The following is a 17,998-nucleotide window of genomic DNA, read 5'->3' as shown; positions in this document are numbered from 1 at the left end:
TGAAGGTGTCTAATGACACTATGATAGTTTGGCTGCTAAACCGTGTAAAGCCTGCCCTCTTGCAAGAGGGCAGGCTTTTGCATCTTTTATCGGATATTTCACTACAATCTTCCTGTGGATAATGTAAGGCTTACGGCTTACTGTACTTAAGACAGAGCTTGAGCGGGGTAACGAAAAGGCTGCGGAAATGAAAAATGAGCTTTCACGTATCCGCATATTAGAATTAGCTGTCCTCTTTGTGTCTCGCTATATCAGAGTTCGGATTCCGCTAAAGTAGATATTTACTACCGATATTATGGATAGGCTGCGGCCAAAATGAAGAGAACTTTAATAATATATATCGGCGGTTCAGTGATACATGGAAAAGTACGGAAAAGTGTTTTGTAGCACTATATTGTTACTACACAACATAGTGAATATTTCATCTTTACATCCGTATCAGAAATATCGAGCCTTGGTCTGGTGTGCTTTCCAGTTCAATCTTCCCACCATGCATATCTACAATCCATTTGACAATCGACAGCCCAAGCCCGCTGCCGCTGCGATCACGGGACTTGTCGGCACGGTAGAACCGATCAAAGATCAAAGGCAATTCCTCCGGCATAATGCCGATACCATCATCTGAAACAGTAATGAGACAGCCGTCACCCTCTCGCTCTGCTTTTACCCAAACATGACCGTCAGGTTTGCCGTATTTGATTGCGTTACCCACCAGATTCAGCATCATTTGGGTCAGGAGACTTTGATCGGCTTGTACCGTAACATCCGCCGTCTCGTTGACAAGCGTGATTACCTTGCTTGCGGCTTCCTCCTGAAGCTGTTCCAGTACGGCATCTGTCAAAACTGGCAGAGATACTTCTTCGAGTTGTATCTGGTATTTTCCCTCAATCCCTCTGGTAAGCATTAGAAGCTGAGAAATCACCGTGTTCATTCGATGGCTTTCCGCCAATATGGTATTGGCTGCAGTGGTGGGGTCAGCACCCGGTGTTGCGGCCAATATCGCTTCCGCATTTGCCATGATAATCGCTACCGGCGTCCGCAGTTCATGGGATGAGTCGGACGAAAAGCGTTTTTCCTTTTCAAAGGAATTTTCCAGCGAAGCCAGCATTTCATTGAAAGTGTTGGCCAGTTCGCCCACTTCATCCATGCTTTCTATTCCAGTGATTCGTTTCGACAAATCTCCATGTCCGATTTCACTCGCCAAATCGGTGATTTTGCTGATAGGGCGCAATGCCCGTTTTGCGATGAACAGCCCACCGATTATCGTAATTAATAAAAAAAGTGGGATTACAACTAACATAAGAAACAGCGTTCGGTTCAGGACAGCTTCCATCTTGTCAATAGAGCTGCAAATTCTGATTTTTACAACGTGATTATTCTCCTGAACCGTCTTGTCAAGCACCAACCAATCTTCATTGTTGTAATAAATCCGGTAAGGGTTTCCCTCCGTAAATTGAATTGTATAAAATAGGTTTTTCTGTGTATTTGCATAAATTACTTGACCGCTTTTGTCCCAAATAATAATGAATGTATTTGCAGGTGCTTTTAATTCATCCCCTATGGACAAGTGTCCGTTATCAAATTCGATGGAGGACTCAGCGATTGACATGGTAGCTCCAATGTTATTCTTTTCACTGTCGAGCAAGGTCGCAGCTATGGTGTGATATAATACCGGTAGAAAAACGGCTAATAGAATACCGGTGAGCAGGGTGTACCACAACATCATTTTTGTGCGAATTTTCAGCTTTTTCATTCCTCGCACCTTAACGAGTATCCAACTCCTCGCACTGTTTGGAGGAGCTTTCGTCCGTATGCCTTATCAATTTTATTTCTCAGGTAGCGGATATACACATCTACGATGTTGGAATCATATTCAAACTCGTTGTTCCACACATGATCGGAAAGCTGTGTCCGGGTAAGTACCCGCCCCTGATTGCGCATGAGATATTCCAGCAGGGCATATTCCTTGTAGGTCAGCTCAATTCGTTGTCCGGCTCGGGTAACGGTGTGTTCGCTCACATCCATCAACAAATCCTCCAGAACCAGCAAATTGTCCCGGCTCTCTCCCGTGCGGCGCATGATGGTGCGTATACGGGCGAGCAGTTCCTCAAACGCAAAAGGCTTGACCAAATAATCGTCAGCCCCGGCATTCAATCCCGCAACGCGGTCTTCAATGCTGTCCTTCGCGGTAAGCAAAAGAATATTCGATTTGTTTCCTTCTGAACGTAATCTTTTTAATACTTCATGCCCGCTTAATTTGGGTAGCATAATATCAAGAATCACACAGTCATATTCAAGCCCGGAGGCGTAATCATAGCCACTTTCGCCATCGGTGCAGGAATCCACCGAATAGCCCTCCGCTTTAAGCCTTTTTGCAATAATGTCCTGCAAAGAAGCATCGTCCTCAATCAATAAAAGACGCATTGTTACCAACCTCCATTCTACATATATATATTATAGCAAAAAAATGAAAATCTGATGAGAAAAATTCATTTCTCATCAGATTTTCATTTTTATAGAGTAGCCTAGTGAGGAAATCTAATGATTTACACGTGAACTGGAGGTAATATAATGAACGAGAAAACTAAATCAATGATAAGCAAGGTGCCTGCGGTAACCATTTTTTTCTGGATTATCAAGGTCTTGTGTACAACAGTTGGAGAAACCGCATCTGACTTTCTGAATGTTAATCTCGGGCTGGGGCTTGTTGGCACGTCCATTTTCATGGGAACTCTGTTTTTAATTGTACTGTTCCTGCAATTTCGGACAACAAAATATACGCCGAGTATTTACTGGCCTACTGTAGTTCTCATCAGTGTATTTGGAACTCTTGTAACGGATAACCTGACTGATGGTATGGGTGTCCCGCTTGAGTTTTCCACCATTTTATTCAGCGTTTGTCTGGCGCTGACTTTCGCCGCATGGTATTACAGTGAGAAAGATTTGTCCATCCACTCGATTTATACCATGCGTAGGGAAGCATTCTATTGGCTGGCCATTTTGTTTACATTCGCGCTAGGTACGGCTAGTGGGGACTTGATGGCGGAAGGGCTTGGACTTGGGTATTTGACAACGGGTCTTATCATCTGTGTGTGTATCATCTGTGTGGCGATTGCCTGGCGGGCAGGGCTTGACCCCGTGTTGAGCTTCTGGATGATTTATATCATGACAAGGCCCTTGGGTGCTTCGTTGGGTGATTTCTTATCACAATCCAAGGCAAATGGAGGGCTCGGTCTGGGTGCCACGTTTACAAGTGTTATTTTCCTTGCCGCTATCCTTGCAACGGTCGTTTTCCTAACCATTACGAAGAAAGATTTGTCACAAGAAGGGGCACAGCCGCAAACAGAACCCAAGCGGCACCGCGCAATGCTGCAAACAGTTGTTATCGTAGGATTCATCATCATACTATCGGGAACTGGCTATTCTATCCGTCACACAAGCCTCGTAAACAGTCAATCTGATCCATGGGCAGATTTGTCCAGCTTCCGAACAATTGAGGAGGATGTTCTGATGCTGGTGGAGAAAGGCGATTTAGTCGGAGGCAAGTCGCGTGTCAAGGATTTGGAAATTGCATGGGATAATGCGGCTGCCTCAATGAAAGCAGCGGATCAGGGAAGATGGAAAGAGGCGGATACCGGAATTGATGCTGTCCTTAGTGAATTACGAGCATCTAATCCGGATGCAGGGGCGTGTAAATCGGCGCTCGACGAATCTCTCACACAATTAAAGTGATGGTTATTATTTCATGATTTGTGTGAAATTTAATTTCGTGGAAATCTAATGTGTATTCTCATGAGATTTTAATTTTGGATAGATAGAATAAAGTTGTAACTGCAATGAGGAAAACAACAAATCAGTAATAACAGCAGGTGGGAGAGTTACACAGCTTTCCCATCTACTGTTATTAGGAGGTATGCTATGCTAAACGTAGAAAATTTAACAAAACAGTATAAGACATTTACTGCGGTTGACAAAGTCAGCTTCACAGTAAAACAGGGTGTGATTTTTGGTTTTTTAGGGCATAACGGAGCGGGCAAAACAACGACTCTCTCAATGCTTACAACTCTGCTGCTGCCCACATCAGGACGTGCGACCATTGATGGGCTGGATATTCAGAAAGACAATCTCAAAGTGCGGAACCTGATCGGGTATCTGCCGGAAAACGTCAGGCTGTACGGAGAGCTGACTGCACGGCAAAACTTACGCTTTTTTGGCGAATTGTCCGGCGTATCCAATGTTGACAAAAATATTAATGAGGTTTTGGAACTTTTGAACTTTACCGAATGGGCGGATCAAAAAGTAAAAACCCTATCAAAAGGAATGCGGCAGCGGGTTGGCATCGCACAGGCCATCCTTCATAAGCCCAAGCTCCTGTTTTTAGATGAACCGACCTCCGGGCTTGATCCGCAGGGAACACTTGATATTCGTAATATTCTGTTGAAAGTCAATGCCGAGTGGGGTGCTACTATTTTCATGAATACGCACCTATTATCAGAAGTGACAAAAGTATGTACCGATATAGGAATCATCAGCCACGGTAAGCTGTTGATTTCTGATACATTGCAAAATTTGGAGCAAAAATTCAGTGACTGCAAATCACTGGAGGAGATTTACTTCCGCATTGAGTCGGGAGGTGGTGTACATTGAGCAAGGCACTTATTATAGCCAAAAAGGAATTTACCGCAGTTTTCAAGGATAGAGTCCTTCTCTTGATGGTCATTCTTTTTCTTGCCATGTCCATTGTCTCGGCATATGTAGGCTCTACAACCAAAAATGCGGAGCTCAGGGCATATGGTGACATTGTTGGGGCAGCACACGCACAAGGAACGGAAGTCCCGGAAGCACCGTTGATTTTCCCGTTGGAAATCCTGCACAACATGACAGAGTATATCGTTATGATCGGGGCGGTGCTTGCGATTTTTTTAGGCTTTGATTCTTTTTCCGGCGAACGGGAGGGTGGAACGTTGCATGTAATCTTCACACGACCCATCTCCAGATTTGAATTTATTGCGGGCAAGCTTATTGGTGCGGGATTTATGATTGGAGCCTTACTTTTGGCTGCTTTTATATTTAATCTGCTTTTGTTCGCGGTATGTACTGGGCTGTTCCTTAACGCTAATGAAATTCTACGACTTGTTTTGTTTATGATAACCGCATTTCTATACATGATTGGTTTTTATATGTTTTCCTTTTTGGCCTCCATCAATTCTCGGAGTCGGACATTCAGTTTCCTTGTGATGATGGTGGCTTGGATCTGTATTAGCTTCGTTATTCCGCAACTTGCGGAGACGCAGCGCAACTATGAATTTGCAGTCAATAATATAGCCGGAACCATCAAGCAAATACCCAGTGATACAGCTATTTCAAAACTCATTGATTGGTTTTCACCCGCTGTCGAATTTAAATATATCGGAGACGATTTACTGCAAGTTCATTCCGAAAGTGCGTTAATGAGTGCGGGGACTGCTTTTGCAAAACAGATCGGAAGATTTCTGTATATCCTGAACATGGGAGTGATTCCCTTTTGCCTGTCAGCTCTGACGGTGAAGAAGGAGGGGGTGCTATGAGGAATAGACTTCGTATGATATGTGGGATTATCATTACTTTACTTCTATGCTCTGCCGATAGTGCTTTTGCTGCTGAGCCTGAAACCCCGCTTACCCTATCCTGTGAAGCAAATACGCTACGGGTGACGAATGGGAAATCTGTTTCCCTCACGGTCAAGGTGAAAAACACAGGGGTATCCTTACTTTCCGGTATTCGTCCTAAAGTTGATCTTCCATATAAATGGGTCGTAGAGAGTGTGAAACCGGAAAATCTGGATCTGCAATCAGGCGAATCAGGATCGTTTGTTTTAACATTGGCAGTACCTCCATCACAAAACGCCGGAACTCATGAAATAAAGCTGATTTGCCAGAATGGAACCTTAGAGAGCAATGCGCTTGTAATATCTGCTGCGGTTTCCACTGATATACGTTATTTGTGGTTTATTACAACCGGTGTTGTGGTTGCAGCAATGATTGCACTTGTATATTTCAAAAAGCAAGGAAGGAGGTAGGTTTATGTTGATACTGGCAAAAAAAGAAATGATAGACGCATTTCGCAACAAATTATTTATCACCTTATTGTCCATGCTGCTCCTTCTGATTATTGTGTCAGTGGTGTTAGGCTCATTTCAGATAAAAATCAACGTAGAAAGTTACAACCAGTCGGTTAGTATTTTGAAAAGTTTAGGAAAAACAGAATTACCGCCACCGCCATCTTTTAACCCACTTTCAGCTTCAAAGAATTTTGCGAATTATATCGGGCTTTTGGGTGCGTTGATGGCAATTGTGCTGGGGAATGCCTCAATCGTCAAGGAGCGGCGAGGGGGAACCATGCGCCTCATCCTTTCCCGTCAGATATATAGGGACGGATTTTTGAATGGTAAGGTGATTGGAAATCTTGTTCTGTTGATGCTTATATCCTTATTTTCATTTGTGATTACACTGTTGGCTGTCATTGTAATCAGTCATGCCCCTATTACAGTCGATGATATAGCAAGGCAAGGCTTGTTTTTCGTAATCTCTTTTCTATACATGGCATTTTTCCTCTTGCTCGGCCTCTTTATGGCGATACTCGTCCGGGACGGAAATAAGGCGCTATTGATTACCGTGCTGATTTGGCTGATTATTTCTTTCATCTTTCCGCAGATTGGCGATACGATGGATATGGATAATCAACTTCCCGGAGGCTTTTTCGCCTCTATGGGCATGAATAAGGCAGATTCTCAAAAGGTACTGGATCGCTTTAAGTTTTATGAAACGCTCCGGGATGGGATTGAGGAATGTTCGCCTACAAAGCATTACGAACGCGCCGGTTTTGCACTTTTAAATGTAAAGACGGGATTTGACAAGAATACAGCGTTGGGAGTTGTGGCTATCAAATGGTTTGATGTTGCCGCGCTTTTGGCTCCATGTATTATATTGTGGCTTTGCGCGGCTATGATACTTCTTAGGCGTGAAGATATATTTGAAGAATAAACAGGAGGATTCCCCATGAAAAAGAAATTCTATTTATTACCCTTGTGCATGCTTTGCACCATATTGGCTCTGGCCGGATGCAGCAAAAATTCACCAAACGCACAAAACACGACACCGCCCAAAAGCATACAAAATACGGCTCCATCCTCAACGGGAGACCAGATTGATACTGACGGCGACGGACTTCCGGATGCTGCAGAGAAAGTGCTTGGTACAAACCCCTATGCTTCGGACACCAACGGAAATGGAGTTAGTGACAAGGACGACTCGAATCCTCTCTTTGCCGAAAATCCAATAAGGGAAACCAACACAACCACTTTGCCAATTGAAATTAAAGATATACGGGTAGAGGATAATGTCGGCCCTGATAAAAAAGACGTATCGGATCATCTTGAAATTACTCTACAGAATACCGGCTCCAAACCGATTGACAAGTTTGAGATCTATTTTACGATTATCGATAAAAAAGAAACTAACAAAGTCGAAGGTTATTATGTAAAATTAGATAACTTAGCTATTGATGCCGGAGAAAAGAAAACCATTCATTTCGATAACAAGATTTCCGAGTCAGGACATTACCTTGGCAACCCGAACGGGCTTTATGGTACTTCATCAAATGGCTTGACATTTAAGCTCCAACTTCATGCCAATGGTTATAAGCCAATGGATTTCACGGTTGATAAGTCCGAAGGAACAGCCGAAGTTGCGGACTAATTGCAATTATCAATCTTGTTCGATGAAGAAGGTCTGCAAAATCATACAGAGTCTGCCCTTTCACAGTGGGGCAGACTCTTGTCATATGGCTCTGTAGGAACCAGATGAAAGAAGCACCATGATTCTGCGGAAAAAAGGAAAATACTACGAGCTGGTTCGGTAATTGGTCTGTTAAATTATTAATTTTTAAATATTTTGTCGAAATAAATAAAAAATTAACAAACTCAATACAAATATTTCAAGCATCTCAAGAGGAATATTGATAATATTGCAAAAATAAGATATAATTAGTCAAAATTCAAAAGGAGGAAAGTCTATGTATAATATTCTGATTGGTGGTGCTGCCGGGCAGGGCATTGATACCACGGTCGCAATTCTGGAAAAGCTGTTGAAGCGTTCCGGCTATTATATCTATACCACCAGAGATTTCATGTCCCGCGTGCGCGGCGGGCACAATTTTTCCCTGCTTCGCTTCGGGACGGAGGAAATAACTTCACACAGCGATGTTTTGGATGGGATCGTTGCCTTAAATGAGGAAACCATTGATTTGCATAAGCATAAACTGACGGCCAAAGGATTTATATTATGTGACAGCAGCTTTGCTTATCCGGATGAGGATTCCAGAGTCATTAAGCTTCCCATGAATAAAATAGCGAAAGAACTGGGGAATGTGAAGGCTTCTGGAAGCGTGGCGGTGGGCGCGGTATTGAAGCTCTTTGGCGAGCCATTTACATATGCGGGAGAAGTCATGGCCGGTGTCATGAAGAAAGAGATCCTTGAGGTCAATGTAAAGGCGGCTGAAGCAGGATACACAGCCGTTGAAGCGAAATTTAAGCATCTGGATGGCGGATATAAGGATTACATGCTCATTTCAGGCAGTAAGGCCCTGGGACTTGGTGCGGTGGCCGGAGGGCTAAAGTTTTATTCCGCTTACCCCATGTCTCCTTCCACGGCTGTTTTGGAATATCTGGCTTCTGTGGGACATGATGCGGGGATCGTGGTGGAGCAGGCGGAAGATGAGATCGCCGCGGTCAATATGGCATTGGGTGCTTCTTATGCGGGAGCAAGGGCCATGACCGGGACCAGCGGAGGCGGCTTCTGCTTAAAGGTGGAAGCACTGGGATTTTCCGGCATTGCGGAGATTCCACTGGTGGCCGTGGATGTGCAGAGGCCCGGCCCGGCGACCGGTCTCCCCACAAGAACAGAGCAAAGCGATTTAAAGTTCGTTATTTCTGCATCACAGGGGGAATTTCCCAGGCTGGTCATAGCCTTGAGAAATCATGAGGATGCTTTTTATCAGACCTTCCGGGCGCTGAACCTGGCGGAAAAATACCAGATTCCTGTCATACTGCTCAGTGATCAATATCTGGGAGATACAACGGCCTGTGTGAAGCCCTTTGACACATCCGGGCTGGAACTGATCAGCCATGCCAGAGAAGCGGAAGGGGAGTATCTGCGTTACAGGATAACGGAGGACGGTATCTCTCCCAGGCTTATCCCGGGACTGACCAGCCATCTTGTGGCCGCTGACAGTGATGAGCATGATGAAAGAGGCTGGATAACGGAATCGGCAGAAGTCAGGAATCAAATGGTGGATAAGAGGATGAGAAAATTAAAAGGCCTTATCCGGGAGCTGTCGGAGCCGGAGTTTATGGGAGAAGAGCAGTGTGAAACCCTTCTCCTGGGCTGGGGTTCTACCTATGGTCCCATCAGGGAAGCCGTATCCCTGCTGAATAAAAACGGGGATGGAAGCTATGGTGCTTTGGTGTTTGGAGATATTTATCCCCTTCCTCAGGAAAAACTGAACATCTATGCAAAGGACAGGACCTTAATCAACGTAGAACAGAATGCCACGGGACAGCTGGCCTCTCTCATAAGGGAGCAGACAGGCATAGAATGCCATAAGAGCATTTTGAAATATGACGGCAGACAGATATCAGGAGAAGAAATTGCAAAGCAGGTGTTGGAAGGAGGTTCCAAGTAGATGGATAAATTCACAACTTATGAAACAGCCTGGTGTCCGGGGTGCGGAAATTTTTCCATATTAAACAGCCTGAAAACGGCGTTAGAGGAGCTGGGCATAGAGCCAAATAAAGTGCTGATGGTGGCAGGTATCGGTCAGGCAGCGAAAACACCTCAGTATTTAAGCGCCAACAGCTTCTGCGGGCTTCACGGAAGGGCCCTTCCGGCTGCAGTTGCCGCTAAAATAGCCAATGAAAAGCTCACTGTCATAGTAAATTCCGGAGACGGGGATTCTTACGGCGAAGGAGGCAACCACTTTATTCACAACATAAGAAGGAATGTCAATATCGCACATTTTGTTCATGACAATCAGATATACGGCCTGACCAAGGGGCAGGCATCACCCACCAGCGGTGAAGGGCTCATTACGGGAGTTCAGACCGATGGCAACAGAAATACGCCCTTAAATCCGGTGCTCCTGGCCATTGCTTCGGGAGCAGGATTTGTTGCGAGAGGCTTCAGCGGTGATTCAAAGCAGCTGGTGAGCATCATGAAGGAGGCCATCCTTTATCCGGGGTATGCGTTTGTGGATATCCTGCAGCCCTGCATCACCTTCAACAAAATCAATACCTTTGCCTACTATAAAAATATGGCGGCGCCTCTTGGAGATGATTATGACCCGACGGATCGGCTGGAAGCCATTAAAATGTCGATGGAAGTCAGTGAAAAAATCCCCACCGGCATCCTCTATCGGGAAGAAAAAATGGAGTTCCACCGAAAAAACAGGCTTTTAAAAGACGGACTGCCGCTGATAGAACAAAAAACAGAGGAAAGCGTGCTCAAGGACCTGATTCACAGCTTTATATAATTCTATAAAATAAGCTTGCTGCATTATTTCCCATAACTGTATAATTTTAACAAAAATGAATATAATGTAATAATAAAATTTCTGGATAAAGCCAATGTTCTATAACAGTAATGGGAGAAAAATCAGCTCCTGCAATGAAGACAATGGTTTTGCGGAAAGGTATTTGAATCCATCTGATATCTATATCGTCGGAGGTTATCAGATAGAAGTATATATAAAAAATCTGAATTCTCCGATTGGGATGGTCTTTAATGAGAACGGGGAGATCCTGGTGGCTGATTCCGGTTTGGCTACCGGAAATCCCCGGATATTACAGATAATCAATGGTCAGTTTGAAACGATCGCAGATGATTTTGTTACCCCCATATCAGGGATTAATTATTTAAACGGCGTGATCTACGTATCTCACAGAGGATTTATCACAAAGATATACAAAGATGGTACAAGGCAGAATATCATTATGGGGTTGCCCAGCAACGGCGATAACTATAACAGTCCGGTCGCCTTTTCTCCGGATAATAAGATGTATTTCGGGCAGGGAACGGTGACTAACAGCGGTGTCGTTGGGAATGACAATGAGTGGGTGACCGTTTCTCCGCTTCTGTGTGATTACACAGGAGATTACGTCATGCTTCATGGACAAAACTACGCAACAAATAATATACTGACAGAAGGTTTACCGGATGATATCGCTTTAACGGGGGCTTTTTCTCCCTATGGCATTCAGAATACAGAGTACGAGATCAGAAAGCGGTATATCAAGGCATCGGGAAGCATTCTAAGGGCAAATCTGGACGGCTCCAATTTAGAACAGGTCGCATGGGGATTCAGAAATCCTTCTTACTTAAGATTTGACTTCAGCGGCCAGTTGTATGCGGTCAATAACGGTTATCAGGCAGTGGGAAGCAGGCCCATTGAGAATGCTACGGATGATTTTTATTATATTACACCTAATTTGTGGTATGGATGGCCGGATTATTCCGGAGGCGAACCCGTAAATTCGCCGCGTTTTACGCCTAGCGGAGGTGTACAGCCTTCTCTTCTCTTTAAAAATCAGCCAAATGTCCCCCCAAGGCCCTATGTGACATTTCCGCCCAATTCCTCCATAAGGGGATTTGAATTTAACTATAATCCCAAATTCGGTCCCTATGGGGATGTGTACATCGCTGAATATGGCAGCACCATACGCACCCAGGTCGGCGATACCATATCTTATGCGAATGCAGGACACAGAATATCCAAAATCGATATGAAATCCAGGACCATCAGCACGTTTGCCATCAATCGAACGGGGTTTCCGTCCTCTTTGTCAAACGGAGGAGGTCTTGAGAGACTGGCCCATCTGTCGTTCGGTCCTGACGGAGCAATGTATATCGTAGATACCGGACTGAATATTCAGGGGAACCCGGATGCGTTTATTCCGAATACGGGGGTCATCTGGAGAGTGACCAGGACGGATTTGTAGGAATAGAATAATCCCAGCTTATCCAACTATCTCCATTTATAGGCCGCAGGCATGAATGCTTGTGGCTTTAATTTTGTCTTATAGGACTGGATAAATCCGTCCTTTTAATTTCGAAACACATTCTATCAGTTCAAATCACCTCTGAAGAATATGAACAGCAAAGCCTCCGACTTCCTCTTCAAAATAGATTACAATCATTTTATTATTATTGAATTTTGCAGAAGCTTCATTGAACTTATAACCTGCTGTTTCAAAATAATTTTTTGCACGGACAATGGAGTTGGTAGCGATAGCGATATGACCTTTCGTACCGAAGTAAGGAGGTTTCATACATTCAATGGCAGAACCGGCGAATACAGAACCGGCTCCTGATTTTTTTTGAAATCCGAACATTTCCTCAAATATTCCCGCTGTTTTGTCTGCTTCCGCATCGGTACTGAGGTTTATCCCGATATGGGTGAATTCGAAACCCAGCATAGTCTGGATGGCCTTCGTTGTCAGATCGCGTATTTTTTCAAATTCCCCTGCTTGAATCAATTCCTGTTCCACCACCAAGCTGCAAGCCAGAATATTATCGAAAGCCAGATAGGAACTGCTGTTTTTCTCATTAATGCCGTCAGCCGGAATGAAGTTTATGTGTTTATAGGATGAATACATGGTCTGGCTCATATGGAGGCCCCTATCCTGTCCGGCAGAGGAAACGTTTACAGCGTCAAGCCCAAATGAGATTGCCGTTTCAACATCGTCCGGAGTGGAAACACCCGGTATTACTGGTATGGCCCTGTCGATACAATATTTTACAACAGATGATGAGAACTCCGGACTTATGATAAATTTTGCTCCTGCATTAACTGCGAGACTGGCCTGTTCGGCTGTCAGAATGTCGCCGGCTCCGATCAGCATTTGCGGAAACCGTTCTGTCATTATGCGAATGGATTCTTCGGCTGCGTCGGTGGAGAGGGAAATTTCTACACAGTGAATCCCCCCGCTGCAGAGAGCCTCTGCAAGAGGAACCGCGTTTTTTACATCATCAAGTACTGCAACCGGCATAATGCCGATTTTTTGAATTCTATTCAGAATTTCATTCATAGTTGAATTCTCCTTAATTGCAATAATTTATAGTGTTTTATCAATCCTGTTTATCTAAATTATACTCACATCTTTATAGTTGTCAACAAAAAGACATAAAAAACGCCGTATATGACAACCTTTTCATATACGAAATAAATATTAAAAAAAGTTTTTTTTGATATATTGACATAAATATAAAAAAGATGTATGATGTTTTTGGATTTAAAGAGTGGATATTTGAGCAATATAGCGAAATGTACTCTTTAAATTTTTTAAAAATCAGTATGAAAACGATAACATATTGAGGATTAGAAGGGAAATTGTCAAAGTATCACGAAAAAACGGAGGAAAGTATCTGAAAAGGGTGCTTATTCTTTCAAAAGAGAAAAGGAGAAGTTTATATGAAAAAAGCAATAGCAATTATTTTTGCGGGTCTGATGACATTCAATCTGGCGGCATGCGGGAGTTCCCAGACACCTTCAACCACCGCTGCAAATGCAGCATCAACAGGAACGGAAACCAAAGCGGGGGGAACGGCAACAGATGGAGAAATCTTAATCGGATGTCTCCAGGACATTACGGGCGCTACTTCCAGCCTAGGCCAGATGGTAGAGGCAGGAGCACAGTGGGCCGTGGATGAAATCAATGAGAATGGCGGAGTAAAAGGGAAAAAGCTTGTTATGAACACCTATGATACCAAGGCGGATGTAACAGAAGCTATTAATGCATATACAAAAGCGGTTACTTCTGACAAGGTTTCCCTTATCGTAGGACCGCCTGTTGCAAATATCGCTCTGGCTATTAAGGAAACCTCGGAGCAGTATGAAGTTCCGGTTATGGGCCTTGCCATGGATCCCAGCGCACAGCTTAAGGCGGATGGCACTCCATATAAGAACATGTTCTGTTTTCAGCCCAATGCGATCCAACAGGGAGCCATTATGGCAAAGTACGCTATGAAGAACGGCTTTAAGACCTTCGGCGTTATTTATAATGAAAGTAATGCCTACTCGCTTTCTTTGAAAGATCCTTTCATTTCCACAATTACTGAAAACGGCGGTACGGTTGATGGAAAACAGCAGGTTGCTTATAATGCAAACGATACAGACTTTAAAACCTTACTGTCCCCTATCGTGAATGCAAATGTTGATGCCATCTATGCACCAAACTACACCAAGGATCTTGTAAACATTGTTACGGCAGCACGTGCGCTGGGATATGAAGGCGCAATCATCTGCGGCCTGGATGCATGTCCGCCTTTCAACACTATGCTTGGCGGAAGCAGTGATGGCGTATACTGCATTAACAATGTGGATGACACGGAGCCGGAGCTTCAGAAAATGATTGCAGCGGTTAAAGAAAAAACAGGGATAGAAGCTACCAACAAGTTTTTCCTTGGATATGACATCGTTAAAATTGCCGCTAAGAGTCTGGAAGAAACAGGAACAGATGACCCTGCTGCTCTTCGTACTGCGATTGAAAATGTAAAGGATTTTAAAGGCCTTACCGGAAATATCTCCATTGATCCAAAGACTCATATGACTACCGGTCTTGATATGGTTATGTTTACCTATGAAGGAACAACACCAAAGATGTTGGAAAGATTCAGCGCAGATAACTAAAGCTTTTAAATGGATGGAGGCATATCATGTCACTGCAGATTATAATCAACGGCCTTGCGACGGGATCTGTCTACGCGCTGATTGCGACGGGCTTTTCATTGATATTTAATGTATTAAAGTTTTCAAATTTCTCTCATGGTGCTACCATGACGCTGTGTGCGTTTGTTGGATACTTTTTGGTAGCTTCCAAAGGACTGGGGTTGATTCCGACAATTCTGGTTGCGATAGTAACGGGCGGCTGCATTGCACTGATTGGAGAATTTGTGGCATTTCGCCGTATTATACAGCGTAACAGCTCTTCCGTATACTTTTTCGTTTCCTCTATTACATTAGGAACGCTGTATGAAGGACTTGTTACCGTGAAAGTTGGAGCAAATTTTTACAGCTATCCTCAGTTCTTTAAAAAGGCGGCAATTAAGTTTGGGTCGGTTGTTGTTTCTACATCAGATCTCCTGATGTTCTGCACCAGTGCTGTTGCACTCCTTGTACTGGCCTATATTATTCAGAAAACCAGAATCGGCAGGGCGCTCCGAAGCGTCAGCTTTGACAGGGATACTGCGAACCTGATGGGTATTGATGCTACACGGATTATTCAGTTTGCGTTTATTGTTTCAGGTGCTCTTGCCGGACTTGCAGGTGTATTTCTGGGCATTAACTACACATTGTATCCGACTCTGGGCGGTCTGGTAGTAAAAGGATTTATTGCTTCGGTAATCGGAGGTCTGGGAAGTCTGCCGGGTGCGATCATCGGAGCCGTGCTTCTCGGGCTGCTTGAGACACTATTAATCAGTACTGTGGGTTCGGGATACACCCCGGTATTTATTTTCCTTATTATGCTGGTGTTTTTGTTACTCCGCCCAAGCGGAATTGCCGGCAGCAATATTCAGGAAAAGGCATAGGGGGTACTCACAATGGTATTATACATGAATATTTTCACGCAGATATGTATTACGCTTGTTGCAGTTGCGGGCGTGTATGTTCTGACGGGACTTACGGGAATGTTCAGCCTTGGGCAGGCGGCATTCATGGCAGTTGGAGCTTATGTATCCGGTATTTTTGTCGTAAAACTGAACGTTCCGTTTCCTCTTGCCTGTATTGCGGCTGTTATAATCGCGGTTGGTATTGGCTTTGTGGTGGGTATTCCAACCGTGAGGTTAAGGAAGGATTACATATCCCTGGTTACACTTGGATTTGGAGAGGCGATTAACGCTCTGTTGAACAGAACGACTAAGCTTACAGGCGGCGCTTCCGGTTTCATCGGTATTCCGAAAAAAACCACAACGCTGATGGCATTCACGTTTGCAGTCATTGCAATCCTACTGGTAAACTGGTTTAAAAGCAGTAAATATGGACGTCAGTGCATTGCAATCCGGGGAGATGAGCTTGCGGCGAAGGCCATGGGAATCAATGTCCCAAAAATCAAAATCACATCGTTCCTATTGAGCGTTGGCCTTACCTCCTTCAGCGGCTGCCTGTATGCTTTCTATATTACATACGTAGATCCCAGCATTTTCGGCTGGAAGAAGAGCGCCGACTGGGTAATCATGGTATTCTTCGGAGGTGTGAACAGCCTGACAGGATCAATCCTGGGAGCAACAATCTTAAGCGGCCTCCCGGAGGTGTTAAGAGGGCTTGCAAATTACAGAAGCATTATTTATGCAATCCTGGTATTGTTAATTATCAACTTTAAACCTTCGGGACTTTTGGGCGAGTATGAGCTTGCAGATTTGTTAAGAAGAGGAAAAGGCCGGGTAAAGCTGCAGAAGGAGGAAGACTGATGAGCTTGCTGGAAGTTAAGAATATTTATAAAAGCTTTGGCGGTGTAAAGGCTATTCAGGATTTTTCTATCCGTGCAGATGCGGGAGAGATCCATGGAATTATCGGACCTAACGGAGCCGGGAAAACAACTATTTTCAATGTTATTTCCAATGTATACACGGCGGATCAGGGAACGGTGATGTTGGATGGGAAGGATGTAACCAGAAAAGAACAATATCTTGTTACGAGAGAAGGAATGGGACGCACCTTTCAGAATATCCGCTTATTTAAGGGACTTACCGTGCTGCAGAATGTTATGTGCGCATTTGATCCCCAGGCGAAGTATTCCATAATCGGAGGCCTTTTTCCAACACCGAAACGCAAAAGCGAGGAAAAGAGAGGAATTGAACTTTGTGAACATTACCTGGAAATGGTGGGAATGGCTGACTTTAAGAATGAACGGCCGGAAAACCTGGCTTATGGCATGCAGCGCCGTATTGAGATCGCAAGGGCGCTGACGTGTAATCCAAAGGTACTGCTCTTAGATGAGCCGGCTGCCGGACTGAATCCTACAGAGGTACAGGAATTGACGGAGCTGATTTCAAGACTTTCCAAAGATATTGGATTTGCAATTCTTTTGATAGAACATAGGCTGGAGCTGGTTATGACCATTTCACACATCATTCATGTCCAGAACTTCGGAAAGACGATTGCAGTGGGTACCCCTGCAGAAATACAGAGAAATCCAGAAGTAATTGAGGCGTATCTTGGAAAGGAGGAGGGATAACACATGGCAATGCTGAAAGTAATGGATTTAAGCGTCACCTATGGTCATGTCAGGGCACTGAAAAAGGTCCATGTGGAAGCGGATGAAGGGCAGATTGTCAGCATCATCGGTTCCAACGGAGCCGGAAAGACCTCCCTCCTGCGGACCATTTCCGGTCTGGTAAAGCCGGTAGAGGGAACCATTGAATTCCTGGGGGAGCCCATACCTTCCAAGTCAAGCAAAATCGTTGCGAAAGGAATTGTACACGTGCCGGAAGGACGTAAAACCTTCTCAGGCCTCACCATTCGTGATAACCTGCTGGTCGGCGGGTATTTACATCATAGAAAACAGCTGGAAAAAGATATCGAAGAGCAGTTTAAGCGTTTCCCTATTCTGAAAGAAAGAGAGCACCAGTTTGCCGGAACTCTCTCAGGCGGCGAGCAGCAGATGCTGGCTATCAGCAGAGGACTTATGGAGCACCCCAGGATTTTGCTGCTTGATGAACCCAGCCTTGGACTTGCGCCAATTATTGTAAACCAGGTATATGATTTAATTAAGGAGATCCGGGATTCCGGAATTACCGTGCTGCTCGTTGAGCAGAATGCGAGAAAAGCGCTTTCTATCTGTGACAAAGCATATGTTCTTGAAAACGGTATGGTAAACATCTGCGGAACAGGTGAAGAACTGATGAAGTCTGATGTTGTAAGGAAAGCTTATCTGGGAGGCTGATACAGCGTTGCCAGGTATCATTTT

17 protein-coding genes are annotated in these 17,998 nt (G+C 44.4%); 14 read left to right on the top strand and 3 right to left on the bottom strand.

Annotated elements, in window-relative coordinates; all coding sequences use genetic code 11:
- Positions 1-427: 427 nt before the first annotated feature.
- Positions 428-1,753 carry a sensor histidine kinase gene (locus tag AC27IJ_RS08495; RefSeq protein WP_312501442.1) on the bottom strand — a complete coding sequence of 442 codons (1,326 nt, stop codon included), beginning with the start codon at positions 1,751-1,753 and terminating at the stop codon, positions 428-430.
- Entirely contained in the window at positions 1,750-2,424 is a 675-nt protein-coding gene (locus AC27IJ_RS08490; protein ID WP_312442366.1) for a response regulator transcription factor, read from the bottom strand. Before AC27IJ_RS08490 ends, AC27IJ_RS08495 begins: the two co-directional genes overlap by 4 nt.
- A gap of 147 nt (positions 2,425-2,571) precedes the next feature.
- Here AC27IJ_RS08490 and AC27IJ_RS08485 point away from each other — a divergent pair, with 147 nt between their 5' ends.
- The 9 genes from AC27IJ_RS08485 to AC27IJ_RS08445 all read left to right on the top strand — a co-directional run bounded on the left by AC27IJ_RS08485 (position 2,572) and on the right by AC27IJ_RS08445 (position 12,031).
- Complete coding sequence (locus tag AC27IJ_RS08485; protein WP_312501440.1) at positions 2,572-3,732, top strand: COG4705 family protein; 1,161 nt, start codon at positions 2,572-2,574, stop codon at positions 3,730-3,732.
- 186 nt (positions 3,733-3,918) lie between these two features.
- Positions 3,919-4,647, top strand: coding sequence for an ABC transporter ATP-binding protein (locus tag AC27IJ_RS08480; protein ID WP_312442368.1), 729 nt, complete (start codon positions 3,919-3,921; stop codon positions 4,645-4,647).
- Positions 4,644-5,567: an ABC transporter permease gene (locus AC27IJ_RS08475; protein ID WP_487148382.1), complete on the top strand. Its 924-nt coding sequence runs from the start codon at positions 4,644-4,646 to the stop codon at positions 5,565-5,567. The genes AC27IJ_RS08480 and AC27IJ_RS08475 overlap by 4 nt, the downstream gene beginning before the upstream one ends.
- Entirely contained in the window at positions 5,564-6,058 is a 495-nt protein-coding gene (locus AC27IJ_RS08470) for a COG1470 family protein (protein ID WP_487148380.1), read from the top strand. The genes AC27IJ_RS08475 and AC27IJ_RS08470 overlap by 4 nt, the downstream gene beginning before the upstream one ends.
- A gap of 4 nt (positions 6,059-6,062) precedes the next feature.
- Positions 6,063-7,022: an ABC transporter permease gene (locus AC27IJ_RS08465; protein ID WP_487148378.1), complete on the top strand. Its 960-nt coding sequence runs from the start codon at positions 6,063-6,065 to the stop codon at positions 7,020-7,022.
- A gap of 15 nt (positions 7,023-7,037) precedes the next feature.
- Positions 7,038-7,736 (top strand): hypothetical protein, encoded by a 699-nt coding sequence (locus AC27IJ_RS08460; protein ID WP_487148376.1) that lies wholly within the window; start codon positions 7,038-7,040, stop codon positions 7,734-7,736.
- A 316-nt stretch (positions 7,737-8,052) separates the two neighbouring features.
- Positions 8,053-9,720, top strand: a complete 1,668-nt coding sequence (locus AC27IJ_RS08455; protein ID WP_487148374.1) for a 2-oxoacid:acceptor oxidoreductase subunit alpha — start codon at positions 8,053-8,055, stop codon at positions 9,718-9,720.
- Positions 9,721-10,566 (top strand): 2-oxoacid:ferredoxin oxidoreductase subunit beta, encoded by an 846-nt coding sequence (locus AC27IJ_RS08450; RefSeq protein ID WP_312442374.1) that lies wholly within the window; start codon positions 9,721-9,723, stop codon positions 10,564-10,566. It begins immediately after the preceding gene.
- A 94-nt stretch (positions 10,567-10,660) separates the two neighbouring features.
- Positions 10,661-12,031 carry a PQQ-dependent sugar dehydrogenase gene (locus tag AC27IJ_RS08445; RefSeq protein WP_312442375.1) on the top strand — a complete coding sequence of 457 codons (1,371 nt, stop codon included), beginning with the start codon at positions 10,661-10,663 and terminating at the stop codon, positions 12,029-12,031.
- A gap of 135 nt (positions 12,032-12,166) precedes the next feature.
- On the opposite strand, the gene eda is transcribed toward AC27IJ_RS08445, so the two are convergent.
- A complete protein-coding gene (gene eda, locus AC27IJ_RS08440; protein ID WP_312501434.1) occupies positions 12,167-13,120 on the bottom strand; it encodes a bifunctional 4-hydroxy-2-oxoglutarate aldolase/2-dehydro-3-deoxy-phosphogluconate aldolase in 954 nt (317 codons plus the stop codon).
- Between the two features lie 383 nt (positions 13,121-13,503).
- On the opposite strand from eda, the gene AC27IJ_RS08435 reads away from it, so the two are divergent.
- The 5 genes from AC27IJ_RS08435 to AC27IJ_RS08415 are packed head-to-tail and all read left to right on the top strand — an operon-like array spanning position 13,504 to position 17,974.
- On the top strand, positions 13,504-14,721 hold the full coding sequence (locus tag AC27IJ_RS08435; RefSeq protein ID WP_312442378.1) for an ABC transporter substrate-binding protein: 1,218 nt from the start codon (positions 13,504-13,506) through the stop codon (positions 14,719-14,721).
- A 26-nt stretch (positions 14,722-14,747) separates the two neighbouring features.
- Complete coding sequence (locus AC27IJ_RS08430) at positions 14,748-15,620, top strand: branched-chain amino acid ABC transporter permease (protein ID WP_312426891.1); 873 nt, start codon at positions 14,748-14,750, stop codon at positions 15,618-15,620.
- Between the two features lie 12 nt (positions 15,621-15,632).
- The gene (locus tag AC27IJ_RS08425; RefSeq protein ID WP_487148370.1) at positions 15,633-16,499 is read left to right on the top strand and encodes a branched-chain amino acid ABC transporter permease; all 867 of its coding nucleotides are present in this window, start codon (positions 15,633-15,635) and stop codon (positions 16,497-16,499) included.
- Positions 16,499-17,266, top strand: coding sequence for an ABC transporter ATP-binding protein (locus AC27IJ_RS08420; RefSeq protein ID WP_312442381.1), 768 nt, complete (start codon positions 16,499-16,501; stop codon positions 17,264-17,266). Before AC27IJ_RS08425 ends, AC27IJ_RS08420 begins: the two co-directional genes overlap by 1 nt.
- 3 nt (positions 17,267-17,269) lie before the next feature.
- On the top strand, positions 17,270-17,974 hold the full coding sequence (locus tag AC27IJ_RS08415; RefSeq protein ID WP_054789387.1) for an ABC transporter ATP-binding protein: 705 nt from the start codon (positions 17,270-17,272) through the stop codon (positions 17,972-17,974).
- Positions 17,975-17,998: the final 24 nt, after the last annotated feature.

This window comes from Lacrimispora sp. YZC11, assembly GCF_057543815.1.
This window is presented reverse-complemented; position numbering and strand designations above follow the sequence as displayed.